Below are 21,564 nucleotides of genomic sequence, written 5' to 3'. Positions count from 1 at the left end.
ATCTTAAAGTTACAGCGAAAGACGAACCCATCCTTTTTCTTGACGCGGTTCACCCGACTCAAGGTACCAAACTCGGTTATGGCTGGATGCGAAAGGGCGAGAAAAAAACAGTCAAAACAACAGGAAGCCGGACTCGCCTGAATCTTTTAGATCAGCAAAAATGTTACCTGAACCAATTTCAAAATCATTTTCATCATATCTTGCCATTTTTTATATCCTCATAAATCTGTTTAGCTTTATCAAGTCAAGATCTAATAAAATCGACATCAACTTTAGGCGTAGAAATTCCTTTTTTTGATTTCTTCTGAAAACAATGTAGGACAAATACTATGTTTTCAAACTTTACAGTGTAAATTGCACGATAAGTATTCCCATCATAATTCTCCACAACCTCTAAAACCCCTGTACCATGAAAGCCTGAAAGGGGTTTTACATTGGGATGAGCCATACCCATTTGCGCAAAGTGCAAGGCATAACCAATCGTTTTAACAACTTCCTCCGGTTGAGCCAACAGATCTTTCTTACTACTGCCAACCCAAACTAATGATTTTACTTTCCCGCTATGCATTGCTCCAACCATCTCTAGATTCGACGCAGCAATTATTACAAAACTGGTATAAAAAACCATTAAAAAACTCTCATAAAATGAGGTTTATCGCCCTTTAATAAAAAACTGCTTTAATTTTCAAAAAGAACTACTGGTTAATACCAATGATTATAAGTTTTATGTTTTGTTTAAAAGAATTAATATGATCATCAACATAAATTCGAAGAAATCCGTTGTTTTTAACCAAAACTTATTACCTCACACAATCTTGCCATTGCTGATGCAAAGCCGTTAACGCTTTATTAGCCTGCTGCCAACGCTTTGAATTCTTTAACTCATTCAGACTGTATTGACCGCCTCGATGATACAATTCTGATAATTTCTCCACTTTGGTCAACGGTAGATTATCAAGCACGCTAACCGCCCCATCCCGGTTATTACAGATCAAAATCATGTCACAACCGGCATTCAGCGCAGTCTGTCCGCGTTCAACATAACTTCCCATCATTGCCGCCCCTTCCATAGAGAGATCATCGGAAAATATCACACCATTAAACCCCAATTGCTGACGCAGCACTGATTTTAACCAATATGAAGACCCGCTGGCGGGATGCTCATCTACCTGAGAATAGATCACATGAGCCGGCATAATCGCATCCAACAAATTACGCTGGATAAAATCACGGAAAATAGACATGTCATGACGACAAATCGCTTCCAACGAGCGATCATCACAGGGAGTTTCTTTATGAGAATCAGCATTGACAGCACCATGCCCCGGAAAATGTTTACCCGTCGATTTCATACCGGCAGAATGCATACCTTTAATAAAGCACTCCGCCATCATCTTGGCCTGTTCAGGATCTTCATGGAATGAACGTTCACCAATAGCTGTGCACTGGTGACCTAAATCCAAAACCGGCGCAAAGCTGATATCGATATCCATAGCAATCATTTCAGACGCCATCAACCAACCCGCTTCTTCCGCCAATTGAGCGCCATTAAGATTATCTCCCAATCCAGCAAAAGATTGAGCCGCTGGTAAGCAAGTAAAACCTTCACGGAAACGCTGAACTCTGCCGCCTTCTTGATCAACAGCAATCACAAGACGATGACGGGAAGCCTTACGAATCTGACGTACTAATTCTCGTAATTGCTCAACATCATAAAAATTACGGGTAAACAGAATTAATCCGCCCACTAATGGATGTTGCAAAATTTCCTTCTCTTCACTATCCAATTCATAACCAACAACATCTAACATGACCGGACCCATAACATTCCTCGCTTGTATTCATATATTGCAATCAATGCAGTAGTGATAGATTTAAAACGTTAGACCAAAAGAGAGACGTAACGGCTGCGCTAATTCTAAAAATTGTGGATCGCCACTCTGTCTCCAACGCACTTCAAACCACATCAAAATCATGTAATCAACCCAAGGTTGCCAACGTTTAATCTGGCGCTCTAATCGGGTTCGATCTAAGTATCCTGATGGCTGACTACAATAGTCGTTCAAAAAATCTTGCTGCTGCGGCTTATCCCAATGATTAGTGCGAAACAGTGTCGCTAGCGCAAACCCAATATCAGTATCAGTTGCATATTCCCAATCAATGAGTTTCAACCCCCGAGAAGTATTAAGCAAATTACCGTAATGCACATCCATATGAGCGGGTGATAATTTTAGTATTGAAGGCATTGGAGATGACATAAAACGTTTATGCAACCGCAACCAACGGGGAGTAAGACGCGTTTTATCAATTTGCAACCAGTGGCTTTCTAGCTGATGCCGTAGTTGAAGCCGATACCCAAACAGAGGCTGGTGATGCAAAATAGCCAGTAATGCCGCTAATTTTTGCAAAAAATCAGGCTGAGAAAACTCATTTTGCCCAATAATATGACCAGGCAACCACTCCAATAACAGCCAGTGAGGAACCATTGCTATGACTTGCGGAGCAATTTTTACCTGGCTGAGATGACGCAAAATGACGCTTTCACGCTGGCGATTAACGCCAAGCTGTTTCCCCTGCTGCCGCTGCCTACGGCCGACAACATGATATTCACCGTTGGCGGCATAATAACTCTCATTTGTTAGCCCGCTTAACGGTCTTATTTTCCAATCGCTTACCTCGGTATGCGGCCATTGCCTGCACAATGCCCGCAACAAACAATTATGATTATTTAATGTCACCGTGCCCTGACCAGAGAATTTCACCCGTCTGCACTAGCATCAGTTGCATGACGATATCACGCTTATCACTGTTGCCTGAAACTATGGAATAGAGAACATAATCCGCATTCAAATAACGCGCCAGACCAATCGCTTTACTGCGCAATCCCAGACTATCTTCTTCAGATAAGCCTAGAGATTGACGGGCATTTTGCACCTGATTTTGCGGTACTAATTCAAAAACATGCTTGCTACTGATTGCCTGGCGCAAAGCCTCTGTTGCTTGCATGATTTGTAATGCGCCATTGGTATTGTTTTTTACTGTATCAACTAATAGTAACTTCCCGTTTTCCAATCCATGAGCCTTAACGAGTTGCTCTATTAATGGTTGTACCGTACCTTCCCAATCAGTCGTGCGCATTTTAGGGGGCTCTGGCACCTTTTCAGTTGGCGGCGTCGATTTTTCCGATGGCGTTACGGGTACAACTGGCGTCGGAGGTTCAGGCTTCTCTGGAGGTAAAGATGGACAACCCGCCAAGAACACAACCGATAGCGCCACAAAAAAAATTCTTTTCATTAACCTATTCCAATTAATAGAGCTTTAAAAAACAGATAAGTTTCTGCTGTGACATCAGCAATATGTTATCGGTTCAACTCCAATGATAAATTCGCAGCATTCATTTAAAAAATCGAGATATTCGAGGCTATCTTGGAATAAACATCCCCGAATATCTGCCTACATACATGAATTTTGGTACTTCACATCATCTCGTCAGTAATGGCCCTAAATGGCGACCACCAATCAAATGCATATGAATATGATAAACTTCCTGTCCCGCATGGCGGTTACAGTTCATAATCAAACGATATCCATCTTCAGCAATGCCTTCTTGTTCAGCAATTTTTGCTGCAACCGTCATCATTCGTCCTAACGCTGCTTCATGCTCCGGTTTAACATCGTTCACTGTTGGGATCAGGACATTTGGAATAATCAGAATATGGGTCGGTGCCTGTGGAGAAATATCGCGGAATGCAGTGACCAGATCGTCCTGATAAACAATATCAGAAGGTATTTCACGGCGAATAATTTTACTGAAAATAGTTTCTTCTGCCATCACATTTTCCTTTTATTCAAAAAATAACAGATATATGAGCGCCTACAAGCCAAAGATTCAAGTTGATAAATCAGATTTTGTCTACATTAACCTGAAATAAATCGCAAAAATTCTGTGTGGTCACCTCTGCCAATGTTTCAACACTCACACCTTTAAGTACAGCCATATATTCCGCAACATCACGTACATATGCAGGTTGGTTCTCTTTGCCACGATGAGGTACGGGAGCAAGGTAAGGAGAATCGGTTTCAATCAGAATACGATCCAACGGTACATATCTCGCCGCTTCACGAATCTGCTCTGCATTACGGAAGGTGACAATACCAGAGAATGAAATATAGAAGCCCAAATCCAGCAATTCTCTCGCCGTATCTTTATCTTCCGTAAAACAGTGCAAAACACCACCACACTCTTGTGCCTGTTCTTCACGCAATACCTTTAAAGTATCTTCACGAGCACTACGGGTATGAACGATAACAGGCTTGTTAAGTTTGCGTCCGATACGGATATGTTCACGAAATGAGGTTCGCTGTAATTCAGCATTATCCTGTTGATAATAGTAATCCAATCCAGTTTCACCTAGTGCAACAACTTCATTCCCGGCCGCTAAACGTGCCAACTCATCAAAGTCATAACCTTCATCCAGATTAAGTGGATGAATACCGCAGGAAAAGACGATATTTTCCCGTTTACCAATTAGAGTTTTCATTTGCTGGAAACCGGGTAGCGTCGTCGCTACTGCCAGCATAAATTTAACCTCCCGATTTGCCGCTTTTGCAACAACATCATCTACATTTTTATGTAGGTTTTCATAATCGAGACAATCGAGATGACAATGCGAATCAACTAACAACATATTTAAACTCGTATACAAAAAGATTTCAGGGTTATGAAATAAACTGTTTTTCCCAATTGAGCAACTGTTCTGCCAACAACAATTCCCAATTTACGCCCACCACTGAAAGCAACTGATGACGACAAGACATCCAATCATCAACGCTTTGCAGCAAAACAGCCATAGTATGCATGGAACTTAATTGATAAATCAGCGTTTGTTGATCCTGATTGATGCAATAACGCTGTACCTGCCGTTGCCACTTCACTGCATCAAGTAACAAACTGATCAGCCAATGAAGGCGTTGCGGCGCATTTTCATGATTCAGTTGGGGTAAAAGTGACAAAACATCACGTTTATCCAAAGCCTGTTTGACAGCCTGGCAAAACTGTTCCCGTATCTGCCATTGCTCCGGTTGTAACAATTGTTCTGCTGCTACTGGCGCCCCCTGAGACAATTTCAATGCTGTTGTTGCATCGACCGAAGAAATTAAAGGCAACTGTTTTTGCAACCAATAAAGGCTACTTTCCGTTTCAGGTACCGGCAGAAAATAGTAAAAACAACGGCTACGTAAAGTTGCCAAAAGGCTGGCTGGTTGCCGGCATTCCAGAAGAAAATAGGTATGTTCCGGCGGCTCTTCCAACGTTTTCAATAATGCATTAGCCGCAGCATCTGTCAAACACTCAGTCAAAGGCAACCAGACAATTTTTACCCCGCCTTGCTGAGAACGACTATAGAGCTTTTCCGTAATCTGCCGTACCGCTTCCACACCAACGCTGATTTTACCCTTCTCCGGAGACATAATGTGCCAATCAGGATGGGTCTCTGCCATCATCAAGTGACAACTATGACACTTCCCACAACTTTTTATCCCCTGCCTATTCTGACACATCAACCATCGGCTTAATCCATAGACCAACACATCGGCCCCAGTACCTGCATTAGCATGAACCAATAAAGCGTGATGGCCTCGTCCTTGCCGGTGAGATTCCACCAACTGACGATACGCCTGATTAAGCCACGGATACCAATTCATCAGCCATTTCCCTGCTGCTTTAGCCACTGCCCAAGCACCTGATAAATATCTGCTTGTACCCGCTCTATTGGTTGAGCCGCATCAACGGTCACAATACTCTTATCCTGTGCTGCAAACTCCAGGTAACGACTACGAGTACGATTAAAAAAATCCATCGACTCTTTTTCAATTCGGTCTAACTCTCCACGTTCACGAGCGCGCAATAAACCAATCTGAGGAGGAATATCAAGATAAATAGTCAGGTCAGGGTGAAAATCGCCAAGCACGGTATCACGTAGCGAAGTCATCAAGTTTTTATCAATACCACGCCCACCCCCTTGATATGCCTGGGAAGAGAGGTCATGACGATCACCCACAACCCATGTACCGCGAGCCAAAGCAGGTTTAATCACATTTTCGACTAATTGGACTCTGGCTGCATATAACATTAATACCTCTGCTTTATCTGTCAGAGATTCACCTTCAACGCCTTGCTTAATTAACCCACGTAATTTTTCTGCCAGTGGCGTTCCACCCGGCTCACGGGTAAAAATTAAATTCTGAATACCGTGCTGCTGCAATATTTCAACGACTGTTTTCATCGCCGACGTTTTTCCTGCGCCTTCCAGCCCTTCAATAACAATAAATTTGCCGTTCATTTGTCCTGTTTTAACCTCTGACGGTAAATATTTACCGCCTTGTTATGCGCAGCCAGATTGGTCGTAAACGTATGACCACCTTTACCATTCGCCACAAAATAGAGAAATTCGGTTTTTGCCGGGTGGGCAGCCGCTTTTATGGAAGCAAGGCCAGGCATCGCAATCGGTGTAGGTGGCAGGCCATTAATTATATAAGTATTGTAGGGCGTCAATGTCGTTAAATCTTTACGAAAAATAGTGCCTGTGTATTTTTCACCTAAACCATAAATCACGGTCGGATCAGTTTGAAGCCGCATATTCAACCGTAAACGATTAATAAATACAGAAGCCACTTTTGTCCGCTCAACCTCAACACCCGTCTCTTTTTCAATAATCGACGCCATAATCAACATTTCATAAGCATTCTTATAAGGCAGATTTTTGTCACGCCCTTCCCATTCCTCTTCAAGCGTCATTTTCATCTGTCGATATGCTCGTTTCAGCAATGCCACATCGCTTGTACCTGCCGTATAGTGATAGGTATCAGGATAAAGCCACCCTTCCAGAGTATCTGTATCTTTAATATCGAGTATTTCAGCCAATTCCTGAGCATCTTTATTATCCAATTCATGTTTAAGATATTCAGATTGCTGTAGTATTTTCCACCAGTCAGATAAACGGCTACCCTCAACAAAACGGACCGTAAATTGCGCTTCTTTACCACTAGAGAATAATTGCAACATTTCCCGTAAGGTCATTTCTCGTGTTAATTGGTAAGTTCCCGCTTTGAACTCGGCAAGTTTTGGCTCCAACCTTAATAACCAAGGGAAAATATGACTATCTTCAATCAGGTTATCCCGAACCAGTAACGCTTCCAAACCATGACGGCTAATACCTGCTGGCAGGGTAAATATTCGATCCTGTTTAATTGTGAGTGTTTGATCCGCAAATTTTTCAACTTTTTCATAGCCAGCATAGAATAATACTGCTGCCATAATGACAATCAAAACCAATAGAGCAAAAAGACGTTTTTTTCGTTTCATCAATTAATCTAATCACTTAAACAGATCGTGAATTACAACTTCAGGCATTCAGGAAGCAAATAATCATACAGCTCCCTTGACTGATATTCCCATGTGGGCTGATTTTCATGAGCTTGAATTTCTCTAACAGGTATCACTGGCATTAAAGAATTACAGACTATCACCTCATCTGCATCAGCCAATGTTTCGGGATAACAGTTTACACAGGAAAAGTAATAATCGCTTGCCGATAATAACGCGATGATTCTTTCCCGCATCACCCCTTCGATACCACAGCCTCGTAAATCAGGAGTATACACATCTTTTCCTTTACGCCAGAAAATGTTTGCAGTACAGCATTCAATCAACAAACCATCCGTATTAAGTACCAGAGCTTCATCAGCATTTGATTTTTCGATAAATGATTTAATCAATACCTGCTCTAATCGGTTAAGGTGTTTAATTCCGGCAAGATAGGGGTTTATTCCCATCGGTATTGGACTGAGCACCAGAGAGAAACCTTTCTGACGCTGTTTCAAATATTTTTCGGGATAAGGACTAAGGGACAAAATCTGATTGGGTTGCGTAAAACCCTCAGCACTATAACCTCGCCCTCCTGTTCCACGAGAAATAATAACTTTAAGTACACCTTGTTCAGTTGTGGAAGCAATCTGTTTTATATGGTTTTCAAGCTGTTGCCAATCGGGTTGTGGAAGATATAACCTTTCAACGCCTTTTTGTAATCTTTGGATATGCAATAGCAGCAAAGCGACCTGCCCTTGTTCTACTCTTGCTGTTGTGAAGCAACCATCACCGAATTGAACTGAACGATCATTGACAGGTAAATAGTCGCTCCGCTCTCCATTAATCCAATACATATCACTCTGTTCTTAATGACTCAAAAAAGGCATTTCAATGCAATTTATCAACAAACGCTATCATAGTATATCGCTGACACGAGTGCAAAAATGCCCATAGTTCTTGCTACAAAAAAAGCTCCAATAATTATTAACTATTGGAGCTCTTTATCTATCACCTCTCGACATTTACAAAACCATACCAAGAGGCTCTCAACATCAACAGCAACTTTCTGTAATATCAGGCTTTGTCTGTCAATTAGGTTTATATCTTACGAAAAATCAGTGAGCCGTTAGTACCACCGAAGCCGAAAGAGTTACACAATGCATATTCCATCCCCTCTACCTTACGGGACTCATTCGGCACGAAATCCAGACGGCAGTTCTCATCCTGATTTTCCAGGTTGATAGTTGGCGGAACAATCTGATCACGCAATGCCAGGATAGTGAAAATAGACTCAACCGCACCCGCAGCACCCAATAAATGACCCGTCATTGATTTGGTAGAGCTCACTAAAACATCAGCGCCTTCACCAAACACGGACTCAACTGCATGGGCTTCCGCTAAATCGCCAGCTGATGTTGAAGTACCGTGAGCATTAATATAGCCCACTTGCTTGGTAGTGATACCGGCATCTTTCAGCGCATTTTCCATCGCCAGAGCAGCGCCTGCGCCATTTTCTGGTGGCGATGTCATATGATAAGCATCACTGCTCATGCCAAAGCCAACGATTTCTGCGTAAATTTTCGCACCACGTCTCTTCGCATGCTCATACTCTTCCAGTACCAAGATACCGGCGCCATCCCCTAGTACAAAGCCATCGCGGTCTTTATCCCACGGACGACTTGCACCTTGTGGATTATCGTTACGAGTAGATAAAGCACGGGCAGCGCCAAAACCACCAACCCCCAGAGGAGTACTGGCTTTTTCCGCACCACCCGCCAGCATAATGTCAGCATCATTATAAGCAATAATACGGGCAGCATGACCAATATTATGTACACCTGATGTACATGCTGTGGCGATAGAAATACTTGGACCACGCAAGCCGTATATAATACTCAGATGACCTGCTACCATGTTTACGATCGTAGAAGGTACGAAGAATGGGCTGATCTTACGAGGACCATTCGCCACCAATGCCCCGTGATTTTCTTCAATCAGACCCAAACCACCAATACCAGAACCAATAGCAGCACCAAAACGACTAGCATTGGCTTCTGTTACTTCAATTCCGGAATCTTCAATGGCTTGCACACCTGCTGCAATACCATATTGAATGAAGTCATCCATTTTTCGTGCATCCTTGCGCGAAATATTGAAATCTTCATGATTAAAATCTTTAACCAGACCAGCAAACTTAGTTGCATGGTGACTGGTGTCAAAATGATCAATAAGGCTGATACCACTCTGTCCGGCACAAACAGCTTTCCAAGAAGATTCTGCTGTATTACCGACAGGAGATAACATGCCTAGTCCGGTCACAACTACTCGACGCTTAGACACGCTTATCCTCCAGGGAGGGAAATTATTTAGGGCAGAAACATAGGCGGTCGAATGACCGCCTAGGTGTGTTCACTTATTCGCTTTGGTTCTGGACGTAGTCAATAGCTGCCTGAACTGTAGTGATCTTTTCTGCTTCTTCATCTGGAATTTCGATATCGAACTCTTCTTCCAGAGCCATTACCAGTTCAACTGTGTCAAGAGAATCAGCGCCCAAGTCATCTACAAAAGAAGCTGAATTAACAACTTCTTCCTCTTTAACACCAAGTTGTTCAACGATGATTTTTTTAACGCGTTCTTCAATAGTGCTCATGCTATTAAATTTCCTATCAAAATTCGCTTTCGCGATGGTTTTCGTAGTTTATAAAATACAGGAAAAGATGCAACCCAATCCCGGCTGGTCGAACCACAAACTTGCACTATTTTGCGTTATTTGACACAAAAAATGCAACTGGTTCGCTCATTTTTTAGTTCATGTACATGCCGCCATTGACATGTAATGTTTCGCCTGTGATGTAAGCCGCTTCATCAGAAGCAAAGAAAGCTACAGCACTAGCAATTTCTTTTACATCCCCAAGCCGCTTAGCGGGGATGTCATTCGAAAAGTTCGCCAACTGTTCCTCTGGCAATGCTTTTAGCATATCAGTTTCGATAAGCCCTGGCGCAACAACGTTAACAGTAATACCGCGGGAAATCACTTCGCGAGCCAATGTTTTACTGAAACCAACAAGACCTGCTTTCGCGGCTGCATAGCTTGCTTGCCCAACGTTCCCCATCGATCCGACAACAGAACCAATAGAGACAATACGGCCATAACGTTTTTTTATCATGAAGCGCATTGCCGCTTTTGTCATACGGAAAACGGATGAAAGATTAGTGTCAATAACATGCTGCCACTCATCATCCTTTATGCGCATCACCAAGTTATCACCCGTGATACCCGCATTATTGACTAAAATGTCAAGCCCACCCCACTCTGCTCGGATAGTAGACATAAGCTGTTCAATCGATTCCGGATTAGTGACATCCAGTACAAAACCTTTACCTTTTTCACCAAGATAAGCACTGATGACTTCAGCGCCTTTTTCACTTGTTGCTGTACCAATGACATAGGCTCCACGCTCTGCTAATAGCTCAGCAGTTGCACGGCCAATCCCACGGCTAGCACCTGTTACTAATGCAATCTTTCCGTCTAATCTCATATTGCCCTCAGTTATTTTCCAATGCGGTTATTAGTGAAGTTGTGTCATTAACTGCTGCTGCGCTTAAGGTATTGACAATTCGTTTATTTAAACCTGTCAAAACTTTACCTGGCCCTATTTCTAATAGCTGTCCAATACCCTGTCCAGCAATAAATTCAACTGTGTCTGTCCAACGAACAGGATTATAGAGTTGTCGTACCAGTGCATCACGAATAGCTTCAGCAGATTGTTCTATTTTCACATCAACATTATTTATCACTGGGAACTGAGGATGACTGAATTCAATTCCTTCCAAAACAACTGCCAGCTTGTCTGCGGCGGGTTTCATTAGCGCACAATGCGACGGTACACTGACTGCCAAAGGCAAAGCCCGTTTCGCGCCTGCGGCTTTACATGCACCACCAGCACGCTCTACCGCCTCTTTCTCACCTGCAATAACAACCTGACCAGGCGAGTTGAAGTTAACAGGAGAAACAATTTGCCCCTGAGCAGCTTCTTTACAAGCACGGTCAATGGATTCATTATCTAAACCAATAATAACATACATTGCACCAACGCCTTCAGGTACAGCTTCTTGCATCAATTTGCCGCGTAGTTCAACAAGTCTAATTGCTTGTTTGAAATCGATGACGCCTGCACAAACCAATGCAGAATATTCTCCAAGGCTATGCCCGGCCATCAGTGATGGCGCTTTTCCGCCTTTTTCCTGCCAGACCCGCCAAATAGCAACCGATGCTGCCAACAACGCGGGCTGAGTTTGCCATGTTTTGTTCAGTTCTTCTTCTGGCCCTTGTTGAACCAATGCCCAGAGATCATATCCCAGCACATCAGACGCTTCAGCGAAAGTTTGCTCGACAACCGGGAACGCTGTGGCCAAATCGGCCAACATACCAAGGTCTTGAGAACCCTGACCAGGAAATACCATTGCAAATTCAGACATAGACATGTTCATCTTCCTGTCAAATTAAAAACGTATCAGTGCTGAACCCCAAGTAAGGCCACCACCAAAAGCCTCAATTAAGATTAACTGACCACGCTTAATCCGGCCATCACGCACTGCTTCATCAAATGCTGTGGGTACCGATGCCGCAGAAGTATTACCGTAACGATCCAGCGTCACGACTACTTTATCCATTGTCATATTTAATTTTTTAGCTGTCGCTGCGATAATACGCAAATTAGCCTGATGAGGCACCAACCAATCCAACTCGCTATACGACAAGTTATTCGCATCTAAAGTTTCATCAACTATGTTAGCCAATTCACGAACTGCAATCTTAAATACTTCATTACCAATCATACTGGCATACGCTGGTTCTTTTAGATTCTGACGCTCCTGATAAGGCAATACCAGCAATTCACCATAGCTACCATTTGCATGAAGGTGAGTTGAAAGAATTCCTGGCTCATTAGAAGCCCCTACCACCATAGCGCCTGCGCCATCGCCAAACAGGACAAGTGTTCCGCGATCTTCTGGATCAAGTGTTCTGGTAATAGAATCAGAACCAATAACCAATGCATGTTTTACCACACCGGTTTTAATAAACTTATCAGCAATACTCAGTGCATAAACAAAACCAGAACAAGCAGCTGAAATATCAAAAGCCGCTGAATTTTGGGTACCCAACATGTGCTGAATTTGGCACGCAGAACTAGGGAAAGCATGAGTGGATGAAGCTGTTGCGACAATGATTAAATCAATCTGATCTTTATCAATGCCCGACATTTCAATTGCTTTCTTTGCGGCCCGAAACCCCATAACCGCAACGGTTTCATCATCAGTAGCAATACGACGTTCGCGGACACCTGTACGGGTAACAATCCACTCATCAGAAGTATCTACCATTTTTTCTAAATCAGCATTAGTACGCACTTGCGCAGGCAGATAACTACCTGTACCTAAAATTTTTGTATACATGTATGTTCAGTCACTCTTGGGTAATGCTGTTTCCAGGCGTGCAGCAATTCTATCAGGAACCTGCCTTTCAACGGCCTGAACAGCCTGTTCGATTGCGGCTTTAAACGCATGCTCATTAGCCGCCCCATGGCTTTTGATTACAATTCCATATAATCCTAACAGACATGCGCCATTATACTGGTCAGGGTTCAGGTGACCGAAGCGTTTTGTCATCCGTTTTTGCAACCACTTCTTGACGATTTTCAACAACCAGGAAAACTTTTTCTTTTGTCCATCCGATGATTTAAGCAGGGATAAGATAACTCTGATCGCCCCTTCCATCGTTTTTAACGTCACGTTACCTGCGAAGCCGTCACATACCAATACATCACTCTTACCTGTCAGTAATTCATCACCTTCCAGATAACCAATGTAATTTATTGTCGGAATGCGCTTTAAAATAGTGGCGGCTTCGCGGATATTATCCAGCCCTTTACTCTCTTCCGTACCAATGTTAAGCAATGCTACCGCAGGATTAACCACCCCTACGACTTCCTCGGCCATTACTGAACCCATAATGGCGAATTGTACCAACATGCGGCTATCGCAATTAACATTGGCGCCTAAATCCAATACAACCGTTTCCCGCTGTTTCAAGTTTGGCAACACGGTCATCAAAGCAGGTCTTTCAATGCCTTCTATAGATTTTAGCATTAATTTAGATAACCCCATCAACACTCCGGTGTTTCCTGCGCTGATACACGCCTGCGCTTCACCTGATTTCACTAAATCCAGAGCGATACGCATTGACGTTCCTCGGCTGTTACGAATCGCTTGCGATGGTTTCGCATCATTAGCCACAACTCGTTCAGCAGGAACCACTTGTAAGCGACTGAGCAACTCAGCATCGCTATTTACAAGCATCGGAGAAATGATATCGGGGACCCCAACCAGCAATAATTTAAGTCTAGGGTTAGACGCCAGTGCCTGCAATGCAGCAGGCACCGTAACGCGAGGACCAAAGTCCCCGCTCATGGCATCTAACGCTAAAGTCAGATTAGTCAAGGTATCAACTTGCTAATGACTGGCGGAGATTATTTGTTGATGACTTTGCGGCCACGGTAGTAGCCATCAGCAGTCACATGGTGACGCAGGTGAGTTTCACCAGAAGTTTTATCTACAGACAGTAATGGTGCAGTCAGTGCATCGTGTGAACGACGCATACCACGTTTAGAACGAGTTGGTTTATTCTGTTGTACGGCCATTGACCTTACTCCTTAAGTACTTTTCTTTAAGCTGGCTAATACGGCAAATGGGTTTGGTTTTTCAGCCTCTAGAGGTAATTCGCCAAACACCATGTCCGCCTCGGACACTTCACAGTGTTCAGAATCATGTACCGGAACCACCGGCAGAGAAAGAATTATTTCATCTTCAATCGTTGCCAGCAAATCTATTTCACCAAATTCGTTAACGTCGATTGGCTCATATTCTTCCGGTAATGCTTCAGCCTGTTCATCATTGACGACCGGGCTAAAACAATATGTTATGTGAACGTGATGGCTGAAATTACCGCCACAACGCTGACATTGAAGCGTAACATCCACATCGGAATGCCCACGCACAACTGCCAGACGTTGGTTATCTATCTGAAACGATAAAACGCTGTCTACATCATTGTCCACGCTAACCACAGATTCCGCGATACGCAAAACTTGCTCAGGTGAATAACTACCTGCGTAGTCTAATCGTTTCTGAGCTGCGCGAAGCGCATCAATGGTCAGGGGTAATTTTACCTTTTGCATAAGGCGCGCATATTATCTTTGTAATGAGATATAGTCAAAGAAAAAGGCCACACATCTGTACCTTTCCGCCAAATATTCGCTTATTAAGCTGCGCCTAGTTTAAAATGCCTGCAATTATTTCGCCATGTCTTTTGGAAAAATTATGACACAAATCATTTTAGCTTCCACCTCAGCTTACCGCCGCATGTTACTGGAAAAACTTCGTTTACCCTTTATATGCGCGGCTCCTGATACTGATGAAACACCTGGGATAAATGAAAATGCAGAACAGCTCGTTATGCGTTTGGCGCAAACTAAAGCACAGGCATTACAAGCAAAATATTCTCAGCATTTGATTATTGGTTCTGATCAGGTCTGTGTTATTAATGGCGAAATTACCGGCAAGCCTCACAGCGTTGAAAATGCATTTAAACAATTACGGCAAGCCAGTGGTCATTGCGTCACCTTTTATACCGGCATTTCTCTCTTTAACAGCAAAACAGGAATAGCTGATACCCGTTGTGAATTATTCAATGTCTATTTTAGAGAGCTGACTGATGATGAAATTTGGGCTTATTTAACTGCGGAAAACCCCCTTAATTGTGCCGGAAGCTTTAAAAGCGAAGGGTTAGGAATTACTTTATTTGAACGACTGGAAGGGAAAGATCCGAATACGCTAATCGGTTTACCATTAATTACATTGACTGAATTATTAATCCGCCAGGGGGTAAACCCACTGACGGCGATAGGTTAATTACTGTGATTTTGACGTAGCGTTTTTATACAATAACGCAATTGCTCATCCATCGGCGCTTCAAGACGTAATATCTCCCCCGTCGAAGGATGAGTAAATTTTAGCGCGCTGGCATGCAAAAATAGGCGGTTAAGACCCGTATCTGACAATTGCGAATCAAAAACTTTATCGCCATAACGATCATCAAAAGCGATCGGATGCCCAGCATATTGAGCATGAACACGGATTTGATGAGTCCGACCTGTTACTGGGCTAGCTTTCACTAACGTTGCATTAGTAAAACGCTCTTCTACTTTAAAACGTGTTTCCGAAGGCTTACCTTCACTGCTTACTTTAACAATCCGCTCACCACTTTGTAGAATATTTTTCAGCAATGGCGCCTGAACAACTTTACAATTTGATTGCCATTGTCCTCGTACTAAAGCCAAATAATCTTTCTGCATCTGTTTAAGTCGTAATTGCTCGTGCAAAGCTCGCAAAGTTGAGCGCTTTTTAGCAATTAACAGAATTCCAGAGGTATCACGATCCAAACGATGCGCCAATTCGAGGAATTTTGCTTCCGGACGCAAAACCCGTAACCCTTCAATAACACCAAAACTTAAGCCACTGCCGCCATGAACGGCCGTACCAGAAGGTTTATTGAGCACCAGAATATGGTCATCTTCGTATAAGATACAGTCACCTAATGCAGCGACTTTATCCAGTTTAGCTGAAACTGGCGCCTCTTGCCGTTCTGCAACCCGAACCGGCGGAATTCTGACGACATCTCCCGCAGACAACTTATATTCAGGCTTTATCCTACCTTTGTTTACCCGGACCTCACCTTTACGCACAATCCGGTAAATCATGCTTTTAGGAACCCCTTTCAAACGCGCTAATAAAAAATTATCAACACGCTGTCCGGCCTCATCGTCATCAATAGTGACAAATTGTACAATTTGATTATTCGTTTTCATGATAGCAATTTTAATTATCACTCAAGCAGAGTGCTACTCATTTTTAAATATGTGTAAAAATTACGCATACTTTCTGGCTGTTACCTTTCCTACTTTAAGATAAAGATTAAATATTAACTATTTCTTCCTATTTCATCAGAAAAACCGCTTAAAGACATAAAGTCACCTTGCTATCACCCCAACAGCAATGGAATAATACGTAGCCACCATCAGTTTTTTAATCCTGAATGGCGAAGTTAAACGTTTGTTCTTTATTTGATTGCACAAAAACGCAGCAATGGCGTAAGACGTACTGGGAAATCAAATAATTAGCGGGCTACGGGTAGCAGATTACTGGAATTGGGTTCAATCCGCTTCATTTATATTTGCAGATTATTCCTAGAAAAGGGTACTGTTTTCTAAGTGAAAATTCAGACCTGCCGAAAATATGCGTCTCTATACAAACGACAACCGGGAGGTTGGCGGATTTGTAAAAGACACGAGACCATCGGTTACCAGTCGCTCATCTATATTTGCCCGTAGCTCTATAACTAATGTAAAAAATAATGAGTAAGTTACAATGAAAAGAATGCTAATCAACGCAACTCAGCAAGAAGAGTTGCGTGTTGCTCTGGTTGACGGGCAACGTCTTTATGATTTGGATATCGAAAGCCCAGGACACGAGCAAAAAAAAGCAAATATCTACAAAGGTAAAATCACCCGAATTGAACCTAGTTTGGAAGCCGCTTTTGTTGACTATGGCGCTGAGCGGCATGGTTTCCTTCCTATTAAAGAAATAGCTCGCGAATACTTCCCCAATAACTACCACCCTCATGGTCGCCCTAATATCAAAGATGTTCTCAGGGAAGGCCAGGAAGTTATCGTTCAAGTCGATAAAGAAGAACGTGGTAATAAAGGGGCCGCCTTAACCACCTTTATCAGTCTGGCGGGCAGTTATCTGGTATTAATGCCGAATAACCCTCGAGCTGGCGGTATTTCCCGCCGTATCGAAGGAGATGACCGCACAGAACTGAAAGAAGCGTTGGCATCGTTAGAAGTGCCGGAAGGAATGGGACTGATCGTCCGCACTGCGGGCGTCGGTAAATCCGCAGAAGCACTACAGTGGGATTTGTCATTCCGCCTTAAACACTGGGAGGCTATCAAAAAAGCTGCCGAAAACCGCTCTGCGCCATTTTTAATCCATCAAGAAAGTAATGTTATCGTCCGCGCTTTCCGCGACTATTTGCGCCCAGACATCGGTGAAATCCTAATCGATAATCCTAAGGTTCTCGATCTGGCACGGCAACATATCACCGCACTTGGCCGCCCAGATTTCACCAGTAAAATTAAATTGTATAGTGGTGAAGTTCCTCTGTTCAGCCATTATCAGATTGAATCACAGATCGAATCTGCATTTCAGCGTGAAGTTCGCCTGCCATCAGGCGGTGCTGTAGTTATTGATACCACAGAAGCATTAACCGCGATCGATATTAACTCTTCCCGTGCAACACGCGGAGGAGATATTGAAGAGACAGCTTTTAATACCAACCTTGAAGCAGCGGATGAAATTGCTCGTCAGTTACGCCTGCGAGACCTCGGTGGTTTGATTGTCATTGATTTCATTGATATGACGCCAGTACGCCATCAACGTGAAGTGGAAAACCGCCTACGTGATGCGGTTCGTCAGGATCGTGCTCGTATTCAAATTGGCCGTATTTCCCGCTTTGGCCTACTGGAAATGTCCCGTCAGCGCCTGAGTCCATCGCTAGGTGAATCTAGCCACCACGTTTGCCCGCGTTGTAGCGGTACTGGGACTATTCGTGATAACGAATCCCTGTCGCTATCCATTTTACGTCTGATTGAAGAAGAGGCACTGAAAGAGAACACGCATCAAGTACATGCTATTGTTCCAGTACAAATCGCTTCATATTTACTCAACGAAAAACGCCAGGCAGTCAGTGCAATTGAGCGCCGTCAAGGAGATGTCGGCGTGGTGATCGTGCCTAACGATCAAATGCAGACGCCTCACTTCTCTGTTCTACGTGTGCGTAAGGGTGAGGAAATTTCTACGCTGAGTTACCTGCTTCCTCAATTTCATGAAACTGGAGCGACAAATCCTCAAGAAGATGTCCAACCTGAACGTAAGCGTCCTGAGCAGCCCGCTATTTCTGCCTTTGCTTTGCCAACCGATACGCCAGCACAGCAACCATCACATAAAGCAAAAGAGAAAAAGCCTAACCGCCCTGCTCAGACTATAACGGAACAACCTAGTCTCTTACGCCGCTTCTTGACTGCTTTGAAAAAAATGTTCAGCGCAGAAGAAGAAAAACCGGCACAGAAAAAAGAGAACAAATTATCCAGTCATGATAACCGTCGCTCTTCTGAACGACGCAACCAACGTCGCCAAAATTCACGTAAGGATCGTGATGATAATAATCTGCGTGATGAGCAACGTAATAACCGTGATCGTGACGAACAACGGAAAAATCGTAATACTCAACAGAAAAATAGCTTTCAAGATAACAACGTGACGATAGATCCTGCTGCTCGTGAAGCCCAACAGCAGCAACGTCGCGAGCAACGTGCAGAACGTCAACGCCGTCGTCAGGAAGAAAAGCGTCAACAGCAACTTGAAACCCAGAAGCCAGAAATCATTGAAAATGAGGTTGAAGAGCGTCTGCCCGCTGCCCCACGTCGTCAACGCCGTCAACTTGAACAAAAAATTCGCATCATAGATGAAGTGAAAGAAATTACAACGGTCGCTTCACTGCCAATCCCTGTTGTTACAGAAGAGCAATTACCAGCACCTGTTGAAATACCTGTAGAAACAGTTCAGCCACAACAACTGACTGAAAATAAAGAGCAACAAGATAATGTTATGCCACGCCGCTCTCGTCGTTCACCTCGTCATTTGCGCGTTAGTGGTCAACGCCGCCGTCGTTACCGCGATGAAAGAAATCTACTTCAATCACCGATGCCATTATCTATGGCGGTCGCATCACCCGAAATGGCTTCCGGTAAAGTTTGGGTTCGCTATCCCGTGGTTCCGATTTCCATAGAAATTCCTGAGGAAATTTCCATGATCGAACAACAAGAACAGCAATATGAGGTATTGCCAGCAATAGCAGCAGAAACAGTACCTGCAATCACCGTTGTTGCAGAATCTGAACAGACCATCACTGAATCGCCTAAGGTAGCGGAAACGCTGGAAATTCACCAAGACGACATCAAACCTGAAACAGGCATTACAGAACGAAATGACATTGTTCTACAGCAAACTGAATCAGTGCAGGAAGAGCCGTCAGTTATTGAACTTGTTGCAATAACGCCAATTGCCCCTGAACTTGAACAGCAACCTGAAGCAAACATTGTTGTTCCTGAAGAAATTACAACAGTGATGATTGTTGAAGAGAGTAAAGATGAAATGGTTAAACAGCCTGTCGCTATTATAATCAAAGTTCATCATGCTTATGCGCCGATGACAAAAGCGCCAGCCCCTGAGATGATTGAAAAACCGATTGTTATCAGCGAATGGCAACGGCCTTTTTCTCATTTTGAAGGGAAAGGAGGAGCTGGGGGCCATTCAGCGACTAATGCGGCTACTTCACCAATGGCTAAACCGCAATCCTTCAAATAAATAACATTGTTTAATATTAGCAGAATGGCTCTTTTTGGGGAGCCATTTTTTTTGCTATTAACCCCACAAAAATACTTATCGTCAATTTTATTCTACCTACATAAGGGGTAGTTTAAACGGCTATCCCTGTTACTCTGTTCAATTAATTATCATTCGATCTATACCCTATGGATTTCAAGATGCATTGTGACGGCAAAGGAGCGAATCCCCGGTCACATAGCTAACTATGTGACCGGGGTGAGTGAGTGCAGCCAACAAAGAGGCAACTTGAAAGATAACGGGTATATTATTTAACCAGGAGAATAACCTATGAAACCGTGGCTTATTTTTGGTGCAGGTAGTGGCGTTGGACGTCATCTCGCGACTGTCGCACTGCAACAAAAACGTCCCGTAATTGCGCTTATCCGTAATTCTGAGCAGGCTACTGAGCTGAGTGCTTTAGGTGTCAAAGTGATACAAGGTGATGCCTGTAATGCTGAAGATGTTGAAAAAGCGGTACAACATGTGAGCTCAGAAGCAATCGTCTTTTCTACTATTGGTGGAATTGATTCAGATCTCCCTGGCAATATGACTATAATTGATACCATTGAGAAAACTGGAATAACACGTATGTTACTCGTTACCTCAATAGGTTGTGGCGAAGGCTGGAAAACCCTGTCACCCAGAGCTAAATCACTGTTTGGCCAATCTGTCAGGCATAAATCAATGGCAGAAAGCTACCTTCAGACAAGTTCTTTGAATTATACGATTATTCGCCCAGGTGGATTAACAGATAGACCGGGAACAGGCCATTGCCAAAGGTATCAGCATGAGATTCATGGCGCAGTTAGTCGTCAAGATGTTGCACATCAACTGGCAACTATGGCAGAAGAAGAATCTTCATATCAGCAGATTTATACCTTAGTTGATCCAGAACTTAAACCTGATTGGGTTACTGCATAGTCGGTAAAAATAACCACGCATAAATGCGTGGTTATCTAATGATGCTATTTAAGTTCACCCATTGCTTTAAGCTTTTTAGACAATTCACGACGCTCTTTAGAAAGATCCGCATTTTTAATTATGTGATCATCTATACGGTCTTCATAATCACTTCTCATATTCATAATGATGCTCTGAATATCCTCAATTGACATACCGGGCTTGATGTATTCGCTCAAGTTATCAAGTAATAAAACACGTTTCTGGTTATCACGTATTTTCTTTTCATTGTCTGCGATTTCGCGCTGTAACTTATTCTTACGACGAAACATACGTACAAACTCCAGCACATTGTGGAATGACGGCTTATTTACGTTGTCCATTTTCATACCTTTCTTAACTCAAACGTACAGATTATCCAATTGGATTACACAATACAGCCTAAAGCCATTAATAGACAAGTCAGTTTCCGTTCTTTATTGATTTTAATTGATTACGCAAACCTGTTAGCTTACTGATGAAGAGTTCAGCATATTGCTTTAATCGAAAACAACTGGCTAATATCTGGTTAATATAGGTGAATAATGCAGCGCCAACCTTCCACTGATATACCCGTTATCTTTCAAGTTGCCTCTTTGTTGGCTGCGCTCACTCATCCCGGTCGCATAGTTCGCTATGCTCCCGGGGATTCACTCCCTTGCCGCCACGCTGCAACTCAAAATCTATTAGGTATA

The 21,564-nt window shown here is 43.2% G+C and carries 23 protein-coding genes and 1 pseudogene; 4 read left to right on the top strand and 20 right to left on the bottom strand.

What is annotated here, in order from left to right; genetic code table 11:
• Positions 1-149: pseudogene (locus V2H77_RS03940) on the top strand (transposase); the annotation flags it as partial.
• Positions 150-244: 95 nt separating this feature from the next.
• Here V2H77_RS03940 and V2H77_RS03935 read toward each other — a convergent pair.
• The 18 genes from V2H77_RS03935 to yceD all read right to left on the bottom strand — a co-directional run bounded on the left by V2H77_RS03935 (position 245) and on the right by yceD (position 14,604).
• On the bottom strand, positions 245-568 hold the full coding sequence (locus tag V2H77_RS03935) for a type II toxin-antitoxin system RelE/ParE family toxin (protein ID WP_341497761.1): 324 nt from the start codon (positions 566-568) through the stop codon (positions 245-247).
• A gap of 232 nt (positions 569-800) precedes the next feature.
• Positions 801-1,823: a beta-N-acetylhexosaminidase gene (nagZ, locus tag V2H77_RS03930; protein WP_341497758.1), complete on the bottom strand. Its 1,023-nt coding sequence runs from the start codon at positions 1,821-1,823 to the stop codon at positions 801-803.
• 51 nt (positions 1,824-1,874) lie between these two features.
• Positions 1,875-2,738 carry a thiamine kinase gene (thiK, locus tag V2H77_RS03925; protein ID WP_341497757.1) on the bottom strand — a complete coding sequence of 288 codons (864 nt, stop codon included), beginning with the start codon at positions 2,736-2,738 and terminating at the stop codon, positions 1,875-1,877.
• Positions 2,725-3,294, bottom strand: coding sequence for a penicillin-binding protein activator LpoB (lpoB, locus tag V2H77_RS03920; protein WP_341497756.1), 570 nt, complete (start codon positions 3,292-3,294; stop codon positions 2,725-2,727). Before lpoB ends, thiK begins: the two co-directional genes overlap by 14 nt.
• Positions 3,295-3,481: 187 nt before the next feature.
• Positions 3,482-3,832 carry a purine nucleoside phosphoramidase gene (gene hinT, locus V2H77_RS03915; protein WP_265379229.1) on the bottom strand — a complete coding sequence of 117 codons (351 nt, stop codon included), beginning with the start codon at positions 3,830-3,832 and terminating at the stop codon, positions 3,482-3,484.
• 70 nt (positions 3,833-3,902) lie between these two features.
• Positions 3,903-4,688, bottom strand: a complete 786-nt coding sequence (locus V2H77_RS03910) for a metal-dependent hydrolase (RefSeq protein ID WP_341497755.1) — start codon at positions 4,686-4,688, stop codon at positions 3,903-3,905.
• 31 nt (positions 4,689-4,719) lie between these two features.
• Positions 4,720-5,703 (bottom strand): DNA polymerase III subunit delta', encoded by a 984-nt coding sequence (holB, locus tag V2H77_RS03905; protein ID WP_341497760.1) that lies wholly within the window; start codon positions 5,701-5,703, stop codon positions 4,720-4,722.
• Positions 5,703-6,341 (bottom strand): dTMP kinase, encoded by a 639-nt coding sequence (gene tmk / locus V2H77_RS03900; RefSeq protein ID WP_341497754.1) that lies wholly within the window; start codon positions 6,339-6,341, stop codon positions 5,703-5,705. Before tmk ends, holB begins: the two co-directional genes overlap by 1 nt.
• Positions 6,338-7,363 (bottom strand): endolytic transglycosylase MltG, encoded by a 1,026-nt coding sequence (mltG, locus tag V2H77_RS03895; RefSeq protein WP_341497753.1) that lies wholly within the window; start codon positions 7,361-7,363, stop codon positions 6,338-6,340. The genes tmk and mltG overlap by 4 nt, the downstream gene beginning before the upstream one ends.
• 32 nt (positions 7,364-7,395) lie before the next feature.
• Complete coding sequence (gene pabC / locus V2H77_RS03890) at positions 7,396-8,220, bottom strand: aminodeoxychorismate lyase (protein WP_341497752.1); 825 nt, start codon at positions 8,218-8,220, stop codon at positions 7,396-7,398.
• 244 nt (positions 8,221-8,464) lie between these two features.
• Positions 8,465-9,706, bottom strand: coding sequence for a beta-ketoacyl-ACP synthase II (fabF, locus tag V2H77_RS03885; protein ID WP_341497751.1), 1,242 nt, complete (start codon positions 9,704-9,706; stop codon positions 8,465-8,467).
• A 73-nt stretch (positions 9,707-9,779) separates the two neighbouring features.
• Complete coding sequence (gene acpP / locus V2H77_RS03880; protein ID WP_011147052.1) at positions 9,780-10,016, bottom strand: acyl carrier protein; 237 nt, start codon at positions 10,014-10,016, stop codon at positions 9,780-9,782.
• Positions 10,017-10,170: 154 nt separating this feature from the next.
• On the bottom strand, positions 10,171-10,905 hold the full coding sequence (gene fabG, locus V2H77_RS03875; protein ID WP_341497750.1) for a 3-oxoacyl-ACP reductase FabG: 735 nt from the start codon (positions 10,903-10,905) through the stop codon (positions 10,171-10,173).
• Positions 10,906-10,912: 7 nt separating this feature from the next.
• Positions 10,913-11,845: an ACP S-malonyltransferase gene (fabD, locus tag V2H77_RS03870; protein WP_341497759.1), complete on the bottom strand. Its 933-nt coding sequence runs from the start codon at positions 11,843-11,845 to the stop codon at positions 10,913-10,915.
• Positions 11,846-11,869: 24 nt separating this feature from the next.
• Complete coding sequence (locus V2H77_RS03865; protein WP_265379236.1) at positions 11,870-12,823, bottom strand: beta-ketoacyl-ACP synthase III; 954 nt, start codon at positions 12,821-12,823, stop codon at positions 11,870-11,872.
• Positions 12,824-12,829: 6 nt separating this feature from the next.
• On the bottom strand, positions 12,830-13,867 hold the full coding sequence (gene plsX, locus V2H77_RS03860; protein WP_341497749.1) for a phosphate acyltransferase PlsX: 1,038 nt from the start codon (positions 13,865-13,867) through the stop codon (positions 12,830-12,832).
• Positions 13,868-13,896: 29 nt separating this feature from the next.
• Positions 13,897-14,067, bottom strand: coding sequence for a 50S ribosomal protein L32 (gene rpmF, locus V2H77_RS03855; RefSeq protein WP_011147057.1), 171 nt, complete (start codon positions 14,065-14,067; stop codon positions 13,897-13,899).
• Positions 14,068-14,079: 12 nt separating this feature from the next.
• Positions 14,080-14,604: a 23S rRNA accumulation protein YceD gene (gene yceD, locus V2H77_RS03850; protein WP_088371640.1), complete on the bottom strand. Its 525-nt coding sequence runs from the start codon at positions 14,602-14,604 to the stop codon at positions 14,080-14,082.
• Between the two features lie 142 nt (positions 14,605-14,746).
• Here yceD and V2H77_RS03845 point away from each other — a divergent pair, with 142 nt between their 5' ends.
• Positions 14,747-15,337 carry a Maf family protein gene (locus tag V2H77_RS03845; RefSeq protein WP_341497748.1) on the top strand — a complete coding sequence of 197 codons (591 nt, stop codon included), beginning with the start codon at positions 14,747-14,749 and terminating at the stop codon, positions 15,335-15,337.
• Here the strand turns inward: V2H77_RS03845 and rluC are convergent.
• On the bottom strand, positions 15,334-16,293 hold the full coding sequence (rluC, locus tag V2H77_RS03840; protein WP_341497747.1) for a 23S rRNA pseudouridine(955/2504/2580) synthase RluC: 960 nt from the start codon (positions 16,291-16,293) through the stop codon (positions 15,334-15,336). The genes V2H77_RS03845 and rluC overlap by 4 nt on opposite strands.
• A 559-nt stretch (positions 16,294-16,852) precedes the next feature.
• Between rluC and rne the strand changes: the two genes are divergently transcribed.
• Together rne and V2H77_RS03830 are read left to right on the top strand one after the other, a co-directional pair.
• A complete protein-coding gene (gene rne / locus V2H77_RS03835; protein ID WP_341497746.1) occupies positions 16,853-19,909 on the top strand; it encodes a ribonuclease E in 3,057 nt (1,018 codons plus the stop codon).
• A 309-nt stretch (positions 19,910-20,218) separates the two neighbouring features.
• Entirely contained in the window at positions 20,219-20,851 is a 633-nt protein-coding gene (locus tag V2H77_RS03830) for an NAD(P)-binding oxidoreductase (protein ID WP_341497745.1), read from the top strand.
• 44 nt (positions 20,852-20,895) lie between these two features.
• On the opposite strand, the gene tmaR is transcribed toward V2H77_RS03830, so the two are convergent.
• Entirely contained in the window at positions 20,896-21,213 is a 318-nt protein-coding gene (gene tmaR, locus V2H77_RS03825; RefSeq protein WP_049584818.1) for a PTS system regulator TmaR, read from the bottom strand.
• Between the last annotated feature and the right edge of the window lie 351 nt (positions 21,214-21,564).

The sequence above is a fragment of the Photorhabdus sp. P32 genome (assembly GCF_038085095.1).
Taxonomy (GTDB): Bacteria; Pseudomonadota; Gammaproteobacteria; order Enterobacterales; family Enterobacteriaceae; genus Photorhabdus; species Photorhabdus luminescens.
This window is presented reverse-complemented; position numbering and strand designations above follow the sequence as displayed.